Origin of the sequence: Nocardia crassostreae (assembly GCF_001613405.1) — a bacterium.
GTDB classification, from domain to species: Bacteria; Actinomycetota; Actinomycetes; order Mycobacteriales; family Mycobacteriaceae; genus Nocardia; species Nocardia crassostreae.
The window spans coordinates 128821-144652 of the sequence record NZ_BDCH01000020.1; the positions used below are offsets into that span (position 1 = coordinate 128821).

The 15832-nt window shown below is 68.1% G+C and carries 16 protein-coding genes and 1 pseudogene; 11 read left to right on the forward strand and 6 right to left on the reverse strand.

Annotated features, from left to right (window positions below; genetic code table 11):
- The first annotated feature begins 8 nt into the window (after positions 1–8).
- Positions 9–1907, forward strand: a complete 1899-nt coding sequence (locus tag NC4_RS21580; protein ID WP_067541258.1) for an alkyl/aryl-sulfatase — start codon at positions 9–11, stop codon at positions 1905–1907.
- Positions 1908–2007: 100 nt separating this feature from the next.
- Here NC4_RS21580 and NC4_RS40425 read toward each other — a convergent pair whose 3' ends face one another.
- Entirely contained in the window at positions 2008–2172 is a 165-nt protein-coding gene (locus tag NC4_RS40425) for a hypothetical protein (RefSeq protein WP_157555026.1), read from the reverse strand.
- A gap of 152 nt (positions 2173–2324) precedes the next feature.
- Here NC4_RS40425 and NC4_RS21585 point away from each other — a divergent pair, with 152 nt between their 5' ends.
- The gene (locus tag NC4_RS21585; RefSeq protein WP_067541260.1) at positions 2325–3620 is read left to right on the forward strand and encodes a hypothetical protein; all 1296 of its coding nucleotides are present in this window, start codon (positions 2325–2327) and stop codon (positions 3618–3620) included.
- Entirely contained in the window at positions 3617–4576 is a 960-nt protein-coding gene (locus NC4_RS21590) for an ARPP-1 family domain-containing protein (protein ID WP_067541262.1), read from the forward strand. The genes NC4_RS21585 and NC4_RS21590 overlap by 4 nt, the downstream gene beginning before the upstream one ends.
- Before the next feature lie 100 nt (positions 4577–4676).
- Here the strand turns inward: NC4_RS21590 and NC4_RS21595 are convergent, their stop codons facing one another.
- Positions 4677–5081, reverse strand: coding sequence for a hypothetical protein (locus tag NC4_RS21595; RefSeq protein WP_067541264.1), 405 nt, complete (start codon positions 5079–5081; stop codon positions 4677–4679).
- Between the two features lie 247 nt (positions 5082–5328).
- Here NC4_RS21595 and NC4_RS21600 point away from each other — a divergent pair.
- The 3 genes and pseudogenes from NC4_RS21600 (at position 5329) to NC4_RS21610 (ending at position 8936) form a co-directional block, all read left to right on the forward strand.
- A pseudogene (locus NC4_RS21600) lies at positions 5329–6409 on the forward strand (LLM class flavin-dependent oxidoreductase).
- 67 nt (positions 6410–6476) lie between these two features.
- Positions 6477–7460 carry a DUF5996 family protein gene (locus tag NC4_RS21605; RefSeq protein ID WP_067541266.1) on the forward strand — a complete coding sequence of 328 codons (984 nt, stop codon included), beginning with the start codon at positions 6477–6479 and terminating at the stop codon, positions 7458–7460.
- Between the two features lie 60 nt (positions 7461–7520).
- Positions 7521–8936, forward strand: a complete 1416-nt coding sequence (locus NC4_RS21610) for a bifunctional lysylphosphatidylglycerol flippase/synthetase MprF (RefSeq protein WP_084529575.1) — start codon at positions 7521–7523, stop codon at positions 8934–8936.
- A gap of 11 nt (positions 8937–8947) precedes the next feature.
- On the opposite strand, the gene NC4_RS21615 is transcribed toward NC4_RS21610, so the two are convergent.
- The 4 genes from NC4_RS21615 to NC4_RS21630 all read right to left on the reverse strand — a co-directional run bounded on the left by NC4_RS21615 (position 8948) and on the right by NC4_RS21630 (position 11263).
- The gene (locus NC4_RS21615; RefSeq protein WP_067541268.1) at positions 8948–9700 is read right to left on the reverse strand and encodes an alpha/beta fold hydrolase; all 753 of its coding nucleotides are present in this window, start codon (positions 9698–9700) and stop codon (positions 8948–8950) included.
- A 40-nt stretch (positions 9701–9740) separates the two neighbouring features.
- Positions 9741–10490: an SDR family oxidoreductase gene (locus NC4_RS21620; protein ID WP_067541270.1), complete on the reverse strand. Its 750-nt coding sequence runs from the start codon at positions 10488–10490 to the stop codon at positions 9741–9743.
- Positions 10491–10562: 72 nt separating this feature from the next.
- On the reverse strand, positions 10563–10784 hold the full coding sequence (locus NC4_RS21625) for a DUF397 domain-containing protein (RefSeq protein ID WP_067541272.1): 222 nt from the start codon (positions 10782–10784) through the stop codon (positions 10563–10565).
- Positions 10785–10924: 140 nt separating this feature from the next.
- Complete coding sequence (locus NC4_RS21630) at positions 10925–11263, reverse strand: Rv1352/Rv1906c domain-containing protein (RefSeq protein WP_245721831.1); 339 nt, start codon at positions 11261–11263, stop codon at positions 10925–10927.
- 174 nt (positions 11264–11437) lie between these two features.
- On the opposite strand from NC4_RS21630, the gene NC4_RS21635 reads away from it, so the two are divergent.
- From NC4_RS21635 to NC4_RS44780, 5 genes are all read left to right on the forward strand, one after another.
- A complete protein-coding gene (locus NC4_RS21635) occupies positions 11438–12016 on the forward strand; it encodes a sigma-70 family RNA polymerase sigma factor (RefSeq protein WP_084529644.1) in 579 nt (192 codons plus the stop codon).
- 12 nt (positions 12017–12028) lie between these two features.
- Positions 12029–12625, forward strand: coding sequence for a hypothetical protein (locus NC4_RS21640; RefSeq protein ID WP_067541276.1), 597 nt, complete (start codon positions 12029–12031; stop codon positions 12623–12625).
- A complete protein-coding gene (locus NC4_RS21645) occupies positions 12609–13184 on the forward strand; it encodes a DUF6529 family protein (RefSeq protein ID WP_067541278.1) in 576 nt (191 codons plus the stop codon). Before NC4_RS21640 ends, NC4_RS21645 begins: the two co-directional genes overlap by 17 nt.
- A gap of 91 nt (positions 13185–13275) precedes the next feature.
- A complete protein-coding gene (locus tag NC4_RS21650) occupies positions 13276–13716 on the forward strand; it encodes a QcrA and Rieske domain-containing protein (protein WP_067541281.1) in 441 nt (146 codons plus the stop codon).
- Between the two features lie 254 nt (positions 13717–13970).
- Positions 13971–15683, forward strand: a complete 1713-nt coding sequence (locus NC4_RS44780) for an N-acetylmuramoyl-L-alanine amidase (protein ID WP_067541283.1) — start codon at positions 13971–13973, stop codon at positions 15681–15683.
- Positions 15684–15832 lie beyond the last annotated feature (149 nt).

Consider the following 15832-nt stretch of genomic DNA (forward strand, 5'->3'; position numbering starts at 1 on the left):
GAAGACAGTTGAGCGCAGTCGATCCGAGCACCTACATTCTCGAACAGCACCAGCGGGCCACCGCCGAACTGCCCTTCGGTGACACCGCCGATCAGGCCGACGCCGATCGCGGTTTCATTGCCGCGCTCGAACCCGGCGTGGTCCAGGATTCCGATGGGAATGTCGTGTGGGACAACGACTCCTACGGATTTCTGAAGGGTTCCTGCCCGGCCTCGGTGCATCCGAGCCTGTGGCGGCAGTCCGGGCTGAACATCCGGCAGGGGCTGTACGAGGTGACCGAGGGGATCTATCAGATCCGCGGTCTCGATCTGTCGAACATGACGTTGATCGAGGGCAAAACCGGTGTGCTCGTGATCGATCCACTCATCTCGGCGGAGTCCGCCGAGGCCGGGTTGGAGCTGTACTACGCCCATCGCGGGCAGCGGCCGGTGACCGGCCTGATCTACACCCATTCGCACGTGGACCATTTCGGTGGCGCGAGGGGCGTCACCACCGTCGCAGACGCCGAATCGGGGCGGTGCCCGGTGCTGGCTCCCGCCGGATTCCTGGAACATGCCGTGGTCGAGAACATCTATGCCGGAACGGCCATGGCGCGCCGCGCGGCCTACATGTACGGCGCGGCCCTGCCGCGCGGGGCGAAGGGGCAGATCGGCGCGGGCCTCGGGCAGACCACCTCGACCGGCACCGTCACGCTCATCGCGCCGACCAAGGACATCACCTACACCGGGCAGGAGGAGATCCTCGACGGGGTGCGGATCGTCTTCCAGATCACCCCGGGCACCGAGGCCCCGTCGGAGATGAATTTCTTCTTCCCCGACCATCGCGCACTCTGCATGGCGGAGAACGCGACTCACACCCTGCACAATCTGCTCACATTGCGCGGTGCGCTGGTGCGCGACCCGCACGTGTGGGCGCAGTACCTGACCGAGTCCATCAATCTGTACGCGCGCGAATCCGATGTCGTGTTCGCCTCGCATCACTGGCCGACCTGGGGCACCGAGCGACTGGTGGAATACCTTTCGCTTCAACGGGATCTGTACGGGTACCTGCACGATCAGACGCTGCGACGGCTGAACCAGGGCTATGTCGGCAGCGGGATCGCCGAAATGATCGAAATGCCACCGGCTCTCGCGGCGGCGTGGAACACGCACGGCTACTACGGTTCGGTCAGCCATAACGTGAAGGCCATCTACCAGCGCTACATGGGCTGGTTCGACGGCAATCCGGCGCACCTGTGGGAGCACCCGCCGGTCGAATCCGCCAAGCGGCACGTGGAATTCATGGGCGGCGCGGAGGAGGTGCTGCGCAAGGCCCTCATCGCCTACGACAACGGCGACTACCGCTGGGTCGCGCAGGTGGTCAACTACGTCATCTTCGCCGACCCGGCCAACGAGGCCGCGAAAACCCTGCTCGCCAGCAACTACGAGCAACTCGGCTACGGCGCGGAGAACGCCACCTGGCGCAACTTCTTCCTCATGGGCGCTTACGAATTGCGCAATGGCAATGTGGGGACGCCGACCAAGGCCAGCTCGCCGACCATGCTGGCGGCGCTGACCATCGAGCAGGTCTTCGACGCCATGGCGCTGCGCCTGGACGGACCGAAGGCCTGGAACGAGAAGGCCGTCAGCGATTGGCAGTTCACCGATGAGATGCGCACCCACCGCCTCGAACTGCGCAATGGCCTGCTGGTGCACTACGACCGCCGCGACGGCGACAAACTGCCGCCCCCGGACGTGACTTTCACTCTCGCCCGCGCGACCCTCATCGGCGTCCTGCTCGCCGGGCAGGACATCGGCGCGGCCGTGCAATCCGGCGCCATCACCATCGAGGGCGACATACAGAGCTTCATGAAACTCGCGGGCCTGTTCGACGAGCCCGACCCGGACTTCGCCATTGTCACACCGTGATTCCCTCATCTCACAGTGACGCGAAGGCGTGATCACGCTGTCGTGATCACGGGAAAATGGGGCCCTGCCGGTGGTCGGCAGGGCCCCATTTCCGTATACCTCAGAGCAGCCCGCTGATCCCGTCGCCCAGCGATTTCGCGCTGAGCATGACGAACAGCACGGCCATGATGCTGTAGTGGTGCCGCGTGGTCCACTCCTTCCAGCGCTCCAGGGGCCGATGCGCCGCCGCATGTCCCGAGAAGTGCACGGCCAGGGGCACCAGCACCCCGAGCGAGGCAATGGCGCGTAGCCAGGAGTTAGCCGCAATTCGGGGAGGTGCGGCGCACGCTGTCGGGGTAATTCCCGGGGAGAGTCAAATAGTCTGTAGCGCAAAGAAAATCAATGGCTCGCGATTGTGAAGCTTCCTACACTTTCGGAATGAACACCGCAGTCATGCTCGACCACCTCCGTACCCACCGCACGCCCCTGGTGCTGTCCCGGGCCGGTGTCGTGGCGTGGGACGATGCGGAACTGCACCGCGGGGCCTATGCCGCCGATCCGGAGGGATACGCGCTGCTGGCCCTGGTGCCTGGCGTGCACGAACAGCAGCGCGCCCGCGTGCTCCTGCAGATCCTCGCGGCCTCGCGCGCCGGGATGGGCGAGGGGAGTCGCGAGATTCTCGAGAAGTCGACGCGCGCACTGCTTTTCGGGCTGCCGCCGGTGCTCGTCGTGACCGTGCTGCTGGCGCTGCGCCGCATGCGGGTGAACAACAAGCACGTCACGCGCGCCGTGGTCGCCTTCGTGCTGGATCATCCCGAGTCGGAGGAGATCATCGTGGCCCGGCATCCGGCGCTGGTCGACTGCTTCGAGCACGCGCTCGGCAAGGCCACCGCGCGCGGCTGCGCGCGCCTGATCGCGGAGGGAGAGCTGGACTCGGCGGAGCTGCATCGAAAGCTGTTGCGGTTCAGTGCGAATCCGGCCGCCGCGAGCGAGCGGGTGCGGGCGCTGTACCGGCCCGGAACCTACGGCGCGCCGCTGCCCCGGCAGCCCATCGCGCCGCTGGAGGCCGTGCGCGAGCGCGAGCCGGTCGTCACCACCACCAGTCGCGGCGATATCGCGGCCACCCTGGTGCACGTGTACCGCGGCGGCCCCGTGGCCGAATTGCGGCCCGCGCTGGCCGGCTACGTCGCCGCGGCGACCCGTGACCTGCCGCGGCTGGCCGGGCACGTGGCGCTGATGCTGGACGGGTCGGACTCCATGCGCGGGTACGGCGATCGCGAATGGGCGCTGCTGTCGCAGGCCGAAGCGCTGCGACTGGTGCTGGCGCAGGTGTGCGAGCGGCTCACCGTCGTCGAGGTCGGCGCGGGTCAGACCGGGCCCACCGATCTGGCCGTCGGCCTGCTCGACGCGCTGGACGCCGCACCGGATCTCGTCGCCATCGTCACCGACGGCTACGAGAACCGGCTGCCCGGCGATCTCGCCCGCGTGGTGGAGACGCTGCGCTATATCGAGGTCCGCACCCCGATCGTGCTGTGCCGCGCCACCTTCACCGGGAGCGATGCCCTGGCGCTGCGCGATCCCGCACCCGCCCTGCCCGCCCACGGCTTCTGGCATCAGGACGATTTCGCCGCGCTGCTGCCGTGGCTGTTCGCCCACTGCCCGCCCGGTGCGGCCTGGATTCGCGCCACCGCGCTGCGTTTCCTGGCCAACCGCATGGAAGGAGCAATCCATTGACCCGCACCACGACTCGACTCGACACCCTGGTGCGCGCACCCGTCGATCTGACCGGTTACCGGCTGAATGAGCCGCAGCGCGCGGGCGCGCTCACCATGGTGCCCATTCACGGTCCCGAGCGGCCCGGCATCGTGCCGCCGCGCTCGGGGCTGAAGCTGCACCGCGTGGTCGGCTACGGCAGCGTGGAACTGCACAATGGCGCGGCCTCCGGGGTGGCCATCGTGCCCCTGCACATCGGCTATATCCAGGAGGGCGCGCAGAATCACGCGCTGTGCTCGGCGGCGTTCCTGGGCGCGGGGGAGACCCGCCGCTTCGACGACGCCGTCTGCGTCCAGGCCGCCCAGGGCGGCTACCTCGAGGGTCGCGATCAGTGGTTCTTCGTGCTGCCCCTGGAGCTGCGCGCCAAGGCCCTGGCCCGGCGCGGCGTCGAGGACTATTCGAAGCTGTGGAGCGATATCGCCAGCACCAGCGCCGGTTACGGCCTGCCTTCGCGCGGGCATCTGGAGCAGATCCTCACGCGGAAGCGACCGGTGCTCACGCAGTTCCGCAGCCGCTTGGAGTTGCTGCCCGGCCAGCTGGGCGCGCTGTTCTTCGTCGGCGAGGAGTTCGCGGGTCTCGAGATCGCGCCCGATCCGCGGTACTTCGCCGAGATGTGGATGGCGCTGGTGTGCTTCGCCTACAGCGTCGCCGCCCACTACGCCGAGCCGCAGCCCGCTGAGCCCGAGCCGTTCGCGGCCGGTGACCTGGCCACGCTGCGAGCGGAACTCGAGCGCGAGCGGGCGCGCGAGGCCGAGCGGGTGCTGTCGTGGATGCCCGCCGCCACCGAGGTGCGGGCCGTGGAGCAGGAGCGCTACCTCGATCTGCGGCTGCACACGGTGACCGGCGACGGCCTCACCGGGCAGCTCGTCGGCGAGCACGACCGGCTGGTGTACGCGTCGCTGTTCGCCGTTAAATGAGTTGCGCCACAATCGAACAGGGACTTGAATAGGAGTACGGGAACTGAGCCGGGCACGACAGGTACAGCATCATTCCAGATGATGAATGTAACTTCGCCTGCTAAGCGAAACTGATCGACCTGTCATTCGCGTCGGCCGCCTGTCCCGTCCCTACTCCGAGCAGTAGGCGATGGCGGGAATCCTCTTCCCGCCGCGCCGTTTCCAGCGCCAGGCGCGGCCGGGCGCGCACCGCGGCGCTGAACAATTGATATTCCGCGGCGGGCACGCACACCTCCCGATAGGGCTGCCGCGAGGCGACCTTGCGCTGCGAGCCGGGAATGACCACCCCGTGCCGCACCGCCGCTTCCTTGCCCTCCTGCGATCGGACCCAATTCTGCATGGCGCGGGAATCCAGGCTCGGCAGATACTCCACGGCCCGGTCCCATTCCAGTCCCTCGACCTGCCTCGGGTCGGCGACCGCGGTGACGACCACGGCGTATGCCGTACCGACGGTGATGTCCGCCATGCGGATCTACCCCCTGTTCGTGGTTGGGGCCGCATAGAACTCGGCGCGGCGCGGCGTTGCGCGGGGAATATTCAGGATACTGCGAAAGATATTGCACTACTGGGTGTTTCGTTGTTGTCGCAGACAGTTTGCGAGTATTCTCACCGGCGCGCAGTGGCCCAGGTAGCGCCCGGAATATGCCCGGATGCCCCGTGGTTCAATTGGTTGCTATATCCACCAAATGTGGAGGCGAGCCCGAGGAGGACCCGTGCAGTTCGGAATTTTCAGCGTCGGCGACGTGACCATGGACCCCACCACCGGCCGGACGCCGAGCGAGGGCGAGCGCATCCGGGCCATCGTCACCATCGCGCAGAAGGCCGAGGAGGTGGGCCTCGACGTGTTCGCGACCGGCGAGCACCACAATCCGCCCTTCGTGCCGTCCTCGCCGACCACCCTGCTCGGCTATATCGCCGCGCGCACCGAGCGCCTCATCCTGTCCACCGCCACCACGCTCATCACCACCAACGACCCGGTGAAGATCGCCGAGGACTTCGCCATGCTGCAGCATCTGGCGGGCGGCCGGGTGGATCTCATGATGGGCCGCGGCAATATATCCCTGGTTCGGCAAGGACATTCGGGACGGCATCGCGCTGGCCCTGGAGAACTACCATCTGCTGCACCGGCTCTGGCGCGAGGACGTGGTGAACTCGGAGGGCGAGCACCGCACGCCGCTGCGCGGATTCACGTCCACGCCACGGCCTTTGGACGATCTGCCGCCGTTCGTCTGGCACGGTTCCATCCGCAGCCCCGAGATCGCCGAGCAGGCCGCGTACTACGGCGACGGGTTCTTCGCCAACAACATCTTCTGGCCCAAGGAACACTTCCAGCGGCTCATCGAGCTGTACCGCCGCCGCTATGAGCACTACGGCCACGGTTCCGCCGATCAGGCCGTGGTGGGCCTGGGCGGGCAGGTGTTCCTGCGCAAGAACTCCCAGGACGCCATGCGCGAATTCCGGCCCTACTTCGACAATGCCCCGGTCTACGGGCACGGGCCGTCGCTGGAGGAGTTCACCGAACAGGCCCCGCTCACCGTCGGCAGCCCCCAGGAGGTCATCGACAAGATGCTGACCTTCCGCGAGAGCTTCGGCGACTATCAGCGCCAGCTGTTCCTCATGGACCATGCCGGGCTGCCGCTGAAGACGGTGCTGGAACAGCTGGATCTCCTGGGCGAAGAAGTGATCCCGGTGCTGCGCAAGGAATTCGACGCGCTGCGCCCGGCGCACGTCCCCGACGGGCCCACCCATGCCGCACGGCTGGCCGCGCGGGTGAGCGCCGCCGCACCGGAGTGATAGCCGCTCGATAGCTGAGTAGCATGGCAGGAGCTGTGCCGCATCGTTCACACGAAAGGGCAGAGATATGGCCGAATCCGCCGTCGGACCGGGCACCGCGACCCGGGAGGTCCTCCCGGCCCTCCCGTATCAGGAGTGGCGGCCCACCAAGGAGACGCTGCACCGCTATTCCCAGATCATCGGCAAGGTCGCGCTGGCCAAGGGCATCCGCCGCAACCACTGGTGGCATATGACCTACCGGCTCACCGCGCGCGGCTGGACCACCGTGCCGCTCGGCAGCGCCGCCGACGGGCCGGTGTTCACCTGCGAATTCGACTTCTTCGATCATGTGCTGCGCATGGCGGGCACGCGGGGGATCGAGGCGGAGATCCCGCTGGGCGGGCAGTCGGTGGCGAGCTTCTACGCCGAGAGCATGCGTGGGCTGCGCGACCTGGGCGTGGAAGTCACCATCGCGCAGCCACAGCCCTACAAGCTGCCCGACCACAAGCGGCCCTTCGATCAGGACGAGGAACACCACCACTACGACCCCGCGGCCGCGCAGCGCGCCTTCCGGGTACTGAGCCAGGTGGGCCGCATTCTCGAAGAGCACAGCGCCGGGTACTCGGGCAAGACCAGCCCGGTCCAGTTCTTCTGGCATTCCTTCGATCTCGCCGTGCAGCGGTTCTCCGAGCGCAAGCTGACCCCGGCCGCGACGGTGGAAGCGCCCACCCGCGAATCGTATTCGCGTGAGCAGATCAGCGCGGGCTTCTGGTACGGCGACGACGATGTGCCCGAGCCGACCTTCTACTCCTACGCCTACCCCGAACCCGATGGCCTGCGAGCCCTGCCGATCCGCCCTGCGGAAGCGAAATGGGTACCGGCCGGATCGGCCTACTACTCCTACGACGCGGCCTGGCAGAGCGCGAATCCGGTCGAATCAGTCCTCGAGTTCTACCGCTCCGTCTACGCCAACAGCGCCAAGCTGGCGGGCTGGGACGCCCCCGCCCTGGCCTGCCCCGGCGGCATTACCGACCCGGTGCTGGCGACCCCGCCGCCGCCCTGGCTGGAATAACCGCGTGCCCCGGTGAGCTTGTCCGACTTAGTGTGTCGGGTAGGAGCAGAGGGAGCGGTGATGGGGAAGGCGGGCGGAACGAACAGCGGGGGACGCATAGGTGAGCAACGCGCGGCGGTGCGGCCGACCACGCTGAGCGGCTATCGCGAACGAGCGTTCGCGGCCGGGCCGGGCGCCCGCATGCCGCTCATCGGGGTGCTGGTGCTGGGCAGTCTGGTGCTGGTGTGGGCGGCCGAGCGCACCCCGCGGCACGGTACTGATCACGTGTGGTTCCTGGCGGTGGCGATGGCGGGGCTGTTCATCGCGCGCGGGCTGCACCTGCGCAGGCCGGTCACCCTGGTGCATCTCACCGCGGCGGTCGTGGTGCTGGTGGTGGCGAATCTCAGCTACCGCGACCATCATCCGGCCGTCGGGTTCGTCCTGATCGCGGCGAGCGGCTTCGTGCTCATGCTGCCGGTGGGCAGCAGGCCGCAGCCCGAACAGCTGCCGCGGGTGGCCGAGCTGGTGCGGCGCAGTGCGGGAGATCCGCTGGCCCCGTTCGCCTTGCACTCGTCCAAGAGCTACTTCTTCAGCGCCGACGCCGGTGCGGCCATTGCCTATCGGACGCGGTTCGGCATTGCCGTGGTCGCGGGCGATCCCATTGGCGATCGGCGCGTCTTCGCCGAACTGGTGGGCGAGTTCTCGGTTTTCGCGGGTGAGCAGGGCTGGCGCATTGCGGTGCTGGGTGCGAGCCCGGAGCTCACGCGGCTGTGGCAGGAGCGCGCGCTCGACCATCGCGGGCTGCGCGCCATTGCCGTGGGCCGCGATGTGGTTCTCGAGGTCGGCGACTTCGATATGGCGGGCCGCTGGTTCCGCAATCTGCGCCAAGCGGTCAGCCGCACCCGGAATTTCGGCGTCACCACCGAGATCCTGCCCGAGACCGCGCTCACCGGGTATCAGCGCGAAGCGCTGCTGGGCATTGTCGACGAATGGGGGAGCGGGCGGCAGACGCGCGGATTCTCCATGATCCTCGACCATCTGCTGGACGGCCGGAACCCCGGCATGCTGGTGGTGCTGGCACGCGATGCCGACGGCCGTATCGCCGGTTTCCAGCGCTACGGGATCTCCGGCGACGGAACGGGATTGAGCCTGGACGTGCCCTGGCGGCGGCACGACGCCCCCAATGGCCTGGACGAGCGCATGATCCTCGACCTGGTCGATTACGCCCGCGCACACGGCATCACCCGAATCTCGCTGGCGTTCGCGGCCTTTCCGGAGCTCTTCGCCGACAAGCAGCGTTCGCGCGTGGCCGAACTGGTGTATCTGGCCGTGCGCCTGGGCGATCCGCTCATTCGGCTGGAATCGCTGTACCGCTTCCTGCGCAAGTTCCACGCGTTCGCCGATCAGCGCTTCGTGCTGGTGCGCATGCGCGAGGTGCTGATCGCGGCGGCGGCGCTGCTCACCCTGGAATTCGTGCCGCACCGCCGCCAGTACTGACGGCGGGCCGCTCAGCCCAGGAATTCGACCAGGGCCTGCGAGAATCCCGGATCGGCGACGGCCATGAGGTGATCGCCGGGCACCACCGCCAGCCCGGCGTCCGGGAAGGCCGCGGCCAGCCGCTCGGGTTCGGCGGCGAACGGATCCGAATTGCCCGCCAGCACCAGCGTCGGCACCGAGATATCCGCGACGCTCTTGATCGGGGCCTCGTTCAAGGCCGCGGCCACCGCGGCGATGGCCTCGCGATCCGAACCGACCGCATCGGCCAGGATCCGGAACATGCGCGCGATCGGGGGCGCGCCGACCCCGTCGCCCCGCATGGCCGTGATGACGTCCTCGGCGGCGATCACCCGCCAGTCGATGCCGCCGCAGTCCACCACGCCGGAGCCGATACCGCCCACCGCGAGCCGTTCGACCCGCTGGTCGGCGGCCGCGACCAGCAGCGAGATGATGCCGCCCATCGAATACCCCACCTGCACGACCCGATCCAGTCCGAGCTCGTCGTAGAGCGCGCGCACATCGGCGGCCATGGCCTGCCAGGAGTACCGCGCCGGATCGTGCGGTTTCTCCGAGCGCCCGTGCCCGCGCGCATCCAGGGAGACAATGTGATGCCCGGCCCGCTGCAGCGCCGACACCACCCCCACGCTCATCCAGTTGGCATTGGTATCGGCGACGATGCCGTGCTGGAGCACCACCGGCGTGCCCTCGCCCTCCCACACCGTGTAGTTCAGCTGCAAGCCGTCCCAGGTCGTGAATTTCGCCATGTGGGCCAACCTAGTTGGGGCGAGGCGGGCGGGGGAAGGTTCAGCCCATACGCGCCATGACGCCGCGCGGCAGCAGCGGCATGACGGCGGCCAGCGCCCGCCACGGCCATTCCGGCACCGAGGCGCGCACCGCCTCCCGTTCGATGGCGGCCACCATGGCCCGAACGCCCTTGTCCAGCGGGGCAACGAGTTTGGCGTCACCGGCGCGGGCGGACAGATCGGTGGCGATGAAACCCGGCTGCACGGTGGTGACCTTGATCGGGCTGCGGCGCAACTCGATCGCCAGCGCCTCGCCCAGCGCCGAGAGCCCGGCCTTGCTGGCCGAATAGGCGGCCTTCTTCCCGGGCAGTCCGCGCACCGCGCTCACGGACGAGATGAGCACCAGATGCCCGGCGTCCTGGGCGCGGAAGATGCTCATGGCGGCCTCGGCCTGAGCGAGGGCGCTCACGAAATTCGTGGTGGCCGTGGCCAGATTGGCGGCGGCGCGCCCGGTGCCCACGAGCGCGCCCTTGCCGATGCCCGCATTCACCACGACCCGGTCCAGCCCGCCCAGTTCCTCGCGCAGTTCACCGAAGACCACGGGCACCGTCGCGTGATCGTCCACGTCTAGGGCGCGCACCGCCACCGTGATGTCCGGATGGGTGGCCAGCAGTTCGGCGCGCAACTCCTCCAGATTCGCCACCCGTCGTGCGCACAGGGCCAGATCGCGGCCGCGCCGGGCGAATTCGCGGGCCATGCCCGCGCCCAGGCCCGAACTCGCACCGGTTATGAGAATCTTGCGCCTCGTCATGCAGGCCACCCTACGACGGGAGAACCGCCCCGGCGGTGGGGCGGCTCTCCCGATTTTCCGAGTCGGCGGGAGCTAGGCGAGGTCGTCGAATTCCCCGGCCTTGCACCCGGCGATCCACGCGGCCATCTCCGACTTCCGGAACAGCAGAATGCCCGCGTCCGGATCATTGCTGTTGCGTACGGCCACACTGCCGTCGGGCAGGCGGGCCGCTTCGACGCAATTGCCGTTGGGTCCGCTGAAGCTGCTCTTGCGCCAGGCGAATCGAAGGTGCTGGGACGGATCGGATTGGTTCATGGTGTACCTCCGGTGTGTACGGACCGTGCGATGCGGTGCCGCTGACGGGGGTACCCAAAAAGAAACCGTTCTACATCAATGTCCGATTTATCCTGAATTGTTCAGCCGAACGAACCGGTGTGCACGTCCGGAACCAGCCGTCAGGCGCCGCAATTCTGGGTGCTGAATGCGACATCCCCGGCCTCGATGACCACGCGCACCGGTTTGGTGCGGGTGAAATCGCTGGCGATGATGTAGTAGTTCGGGTCGTTGTAATCGGACTCTGTCTGGGCATGCCACAACCGCCGCCACCAGCAGCCGCCGGTGGCCGGATCCGGCGTCCCGTCGGCCAGGTAGGTGCCCGGCTTCAGGTCGACATTGACCAGGTAGAGGCCGTCCACCGTGATCTCCGTTGCCGGTTCGGCGGCGGCGAGACCGGATGTGAAAAGCATCAGTGCGGCGGCCATGGCCCCCGCGGTTCCAAGCGCGCGTACACGCACGGTTTTCCTCCCTCGAGCTTGCTGACCTCCCGTTCCTCACGGCCGGGCGGTTCGGGCGATCCCCGCATCTCCCGGGGAGGGGTTTATCAGAAAAGTCGGTCTGTTTTGGTGGTTCGCTGGAATTGGGCAGAAACCACCGATGTCGTTCCAGGTACCGCCAACGATATTCAGGGCATGAGAAGACTTCGACCCCTCCCGGACGCCGTGCCCACCGGCTCACCCGGATGCACCTCTCATTGTGCCCGTCTTTGTACCGACTCCGGCCTGTCTGCCGTACTCGCCGCCGACAAGGCCCTCTTGCACTGGCGTGCCGTCCGCCGCCTGGGTGACACTGGACTCGCCGAACACGCCGTCCAGGAAACCCTGCTGCGGGCCTGGAAGGCGTGTGCCACCTACGATCCCGCCCGCGGCAGCGTCCGTACCTGGCTGCTCACCATCGAACGCAATGTGCTCACCGATATCGCCCGAGTTCGCGCCGCCCGCCCCGGCGACACCAGCTGGGACGAGATCGGCGAACTCGCCGAGGGTCGCCACGCCAAACCGGACTTCGCCGAATCCGTCTCCGACGGCCTGCTGGTCGCCGAACTCCTCGCCCACCTGCCCGATCCGCAACGTGACGCCGTCGTCCAGGTCATCCTGCGCGACCGCGCCTATCAGGACGTGGCCGCCGATCTCGGCGTCCCCGTCGGAACCGTCAAGACCCGCGTGCACTACGCCCTCCGCTCGCTGCGCCGTCTGCCGCTCAGCGCATAGAAGGACCACGCCATGAAACTGGCCGGACCATTCCTCACCCTCGCCGCCGTCGCCGCACTCGGCGGCGGATTGCTCATTGCCGACTATGTCACCGGTCAGGACCATCCTTCGGCGACCGCGCCGACCGCCACTTCCCCGAATTCCCCCGGCGCCACGACGATTTCGGCCTTCCCCGCCCAGGCCGACTATGTCACCGATATTCAGACCGCCTCCGGGCGGCCCATTACGCTGTCCGTCACGGTCACGGGAGCGAAGGCCGTCGCCTATGCCTGTGACGGTGTTTCCGTCGAGACCTGGCTCAGCGGCGCGGCCAGTTCCGGGCGCATGACATTGACGGGCAACAATTCCAATCTCGAAGCCGCGCTGGAAGGTGAAGATCTCAGCGGCACACTGACATTGGCGGGCAAGAAATACGAATTCACGGCACCGCCGGTGCAGGCCCCGGCCGGACTGTATATCGCCCGCTCCGATTCCGGCCGCGACAGCTGGATCGTCCGGCCCGACGGCTCCATTACCGGAGTCCGCCGCAAGGCCGACGGATCCACGGTTCCCGCACCGGATCTCGCACCCAATGCCCGGAAGGTCGACGGCGATGACAGCGATTTCTGAACCCACGCCCCGCGAGTCGGCGCCGCGCGCCGCCGCTCTCACCATCGCGCTCATAGTGTTGGCCGGTGCGGCCACCTCGATCGCGCTCGGCGTCTACGCCTCGACCCACGAACCCCGCGGCTATGCGGTCAGCCTGGCCGGGTTCTCCAGTCCGGGCGCGGTGAAATCCTGGATGGCGACCGTGGTGGTGGTGCTGGCGCTCGGCCAGGTCGTGAGCGCCCTGGTCATGTACGGCCAGATTCCGGGGATCCGCGGCGGACGGTGGACTTCGGTCCTGCACGTGTGGTCCGGCCGGATCGCGGTGCTGGTGAGCGTCCCGGTGGCGGTGCACTGCTTCTACGCCTTCGGTTTCGAGGACTACACCACCCGGGTCCTGTGGCATTCGCTGCTGGGCTGCCTGGTCTACGGCATCTTCGTGACCAAGATGCTGTTGCTCACCCGCAAAGGGCTACCCGGCTGGGCGCTCCCGGTCGCGGGCGGGCTTTTGTTCACCGGATTCGCCGGACTCTGGTTCACTTCGGCGGTCTGGTATTTCCGGGTCAAAGGGTTCGGGTCCTGAATCAGCCCCTCGGGTGAACCCCGCGCCCCGCCCACACGTCGAACAAGCAGCGGCCGACGGTACGAGTCTGCCCTGATGGAGGAGTACTCCCATGACCGAACACACCCCTTTCCAGATCGATCGCCGCCGCGCCCTGGCGGCCACGGGCATTGCGGCCGCCGCCGTGGTGACCGTCGCCGCGTGTGACACCTACGGTGCGAACGACAATGCCGCGGCCGCGTCCGACAATGGCGCCAAGCAGGAGAAGCAGGACGGCGCCGAGCTCGCCACCACCGGTGAGGTGCCGGTCGGCGGGGGTGTCATCAAGGGCGACACCGTCATCACCCAGCCCACCGCGGGCAACTATCAGGGCTTCTCCTCCACCTGTACGCATCTGGGCTGCAAGGTGGCCGAGGTCAGCAATGGCACGATCAACTGCAAATGCCACAACAGCAGCTTCAATCTGGACGGCAGCGTGGCAGGCGGACCTGCCCCCCGCCCGCTCGACGCGCGCGCCGTGCGAGTCGAGGGGGATCGCATCCTCGCCGGGTAGCGGACCGTCCGGGAAGTCTCCGGGCGCGTCGCCCCGGTGGGCGCCCGGAATTGCGGGATAGTTGGGCAAGTGGTCGGTTGCCCGACGCGGTCTCGGGACCGCTGATCAGCGCTTTCCAACCTTCTGACCACTGGTAACAGTTCGATCACGTGGCTTGCTAATTGGTAACTGGAGTTGCCAGAGTTAACAGCTGGGTTTGGTGTTACTAGTGGGAAGGGAGGGGCGCCCCGTTCCCGGGAGCGCCGTCACCGCGTATGAAGCCGAACATGGTCAAGGCCGGTATCTTCACCGCCGTTACGGCCGCGGCATTCTCGACAGTGGCCGGTCTGGTGCCGGTCACCGCCCATGCTGATCCGGTCCTGCCGGAACTGCCCCAGAAGCTCGTCGGGAAGACCGTCTTCCTGGATCCCGGTCATCAGGGGCCCAACCACAATCAGGATGTCTCGCGCCCGGTCACCGACGGCCGCGGCGGCACCAAGAACTGCCAGACCAGCGGTATGACCACGCTGAACGGCATACCCGAGCACACCGTCAACTGGAATGTGGCGCAGCTGGTGCGCACCTCGCTGGAGGGGCTCGGTGCGCGCGTGGTGCTGAGCCGCCCGGACGACACCGGTTGGGGCGGCTGCATCGACGAACGCGCCGCGGCCGCCAATCAATCCGGCGCCGATATCGCCATCAGCATTCACGCCGACAGCGCCGCCCCCGAGGCGCACGGCTTCCACCTCATCGTGCCGCAGCTGCCGATTCCCGATGCCAAGGCCAATGAGGTCCAGGCCGGGGCCGGGCTGATCGCGAGCAAGGCCATGCGCGACGCCTATCTGCAGGCCGGATTCCCGGCCGCCGCACACAACGGCGCGGTCGAGGGTTTGCAGACCCGCTCCGATGTGGCCGGACCGGCACTGACCCGGGTGCCCGACGTCTTCCTCGAAATGGGCAATGGCGCCAATGCCGAGGACGCGGTGCAGCTGGAAACGCCGGAAAGCCAACTGCGGCACGCGGTCACGATCACCACCGGCATAGTCGGATATCTGCTCGGGCTGCCGATCGAGCCGAACGGCGCCGATCAGGCGGGCGCCGCGCCCGCACCGCAGGCTCAGCCCGCGCAACCCGCACAGCCCGCGCAATTCGAGGTGCCGACGCAGGCTCCGGCCGCGCCCGAATCGCAGGCGCTGCCGCAGGGCGGACCCGCACCGGTCGAGCCGCAGGCGCAGCCGGGTCAAGCTCAGCCGGGACAGGCTCAGCCGGGACAGGCTCAACCCGGACCGGTGCAGCCGGTGCCGGGTGCCGAAGCGCAGCCGCAAGCGGCACCCCAGCCGCAGGCGGCCCCGCAGGCCGCACCGCAACCGCAGGTCGCGCCCCAGCCGCAGGCCGGGCTCGTCGAGCCGCAGCCCGCTCCGGCCGAGCCGCAGGCGCCCGTCGTCCCGCCATCGCAAGTGCCGCAAGCACAGCCGCAGCCCGTACCGGCCGACAAGGAGCCGTCGCGGCCCGCCATCGGCCCGGCGACCCTCGAAGCTCCGGTGGCCGTCAAGCCGATCTCGGCGCCGCAGAATCCGGCTCCGGGCGGCACGGTTCCCGGCAGGGCCGCGCCGGGTGCGACCGCACCGGGTGCGCAGACCAACCCGGGTGCGAATCAGGGTGCGCACTACAACCCGGGCGTGCCGTCCGGCCAGGGCGCACAGGCCCCGGGCGGCGGTCAGGCGAGCCCGGGTGCCCCGACCGGTCCGGGTGCCCAGACAAGCCCTGGCGCGCAAACGAATCCGGGTGGTCAGGCGCCGTCGGACAAGAACTCCAAGACGGTCGACGTGGAGTCCATGAGCACCCTGGTGCAGACGGCGATCCAGATGCTGGGCCCGCTGGCCAAGATGCTCATGGGCAATCACGGCGTCGCCTCCGACCTGGTCAATCTGGCCTACACCCTGGTGTCGGTCCTGTCCTCGTCGGTGCTGACGCCCCAGGCCAAGTAACTCGCTCCAAGATCGCCCCCGCTCCGGTTGACTGGAGCCGGGGGCGATCTGTTTTTCGCAAACGCGACAGCTGATTTCGTACGGTCCGGGTAACTCGTGGGGTACGTCCAAAATCGGGTTGGCTCCCAACCGGCGGCACGCGTGCAGGT